This is a genomic window from Vibrio sp. 378 (assembly GCF_033339435.1).
Window position 1 is genome coordinate 1 of record NZ_JAWOUO010000234.1, and the last position, 937, is coordinate 937.

At 47.0% G+C, this 937-nt stretch carries 1 protein-coding gene; it reads right to left on the minus strand.

Annotation, left to right across the window (positions count from 1 at the left end):
• The coding region (locus R7Q48_RS25405) for a sphingomyelin phosphodiesterase (protein ID WP_318132922.1) at positions 1–937 on the minus strand (937 nt) is incomplete at both ends.

A 937-nucleotide genomic window follows, 5' to 3' on the forward strand; every position in this document is an offset into this window, starting at 1 on the left:
TTTGCCGTTGAACGTGGAACATCAACGCGGTTGTCGTTAAACGATTTCACGCCATATTCGTTGCTCACCATGACGTAATCGAGGTATTCCACATTTTCGCCACCAGATAGTGCTTCGCCTGCGAAGTTATTGATACGAGGGTCGAACGTAGACGCTGTATAGCCAGAGTATTGAGGCTCCATCGCACTTAGGTTTGCGATCATCTGCTGGTAATCTCCAGGGAACTTCAGCTTGTTTACATTAAAGTCACCACTGTAAACGACCGTTTCGTTATTCGGAATGTTGAGAGACTGCGCCATAGTGCGCATTTGTTGAAATTGACGCTGACGATACTGACGCGCTGGATCAGTATCGAAAGACGCGGTATGTGTAGCAAAAACATGGTAGGCCTGACCACCTTTGATGATCTCTGCGTAGTTTACGCCTTTATCAGCGAAGCAATCGGTCCCCGAACAATCTGGGAACACGTATTGTGCCTCGTTGACGATAGGGTAACGACTCACAATGACTACGCCTCCGTCGTAAACGTTGAAGCCATCTTTATCCAACATTTTCGTTTGGTATGGGTAATCTTTTGCAAGCTCACGTAAAAATGCATCACGACCACTAGCAAAAACCTCTTGCAATGCCAGTACGTCATAGCCTTTTACGTAATCGGGGATTAACTCGTAACGTTCACCAATATGTGACGCAATCGCAGGCAAGGCCCAAATGTTGTAAGTCATCAATTTGAGATTTTGCTCGTTGTTATCGACGGCTTCAGCCACTTTTCTTGGTGTGACGGTGTAGTACAAATCGTCATAACGCGCGGTGCTATCCGATTTAAACGCTATCTCTGCGCTGCGAGAGCCAAACGCCTCGGTGTTTGAACGATGAATCGTGCGGTCGTCTTTTAATGCCAAGTTCACGTCGGCGGCTGACAAACCGTATTCAATGG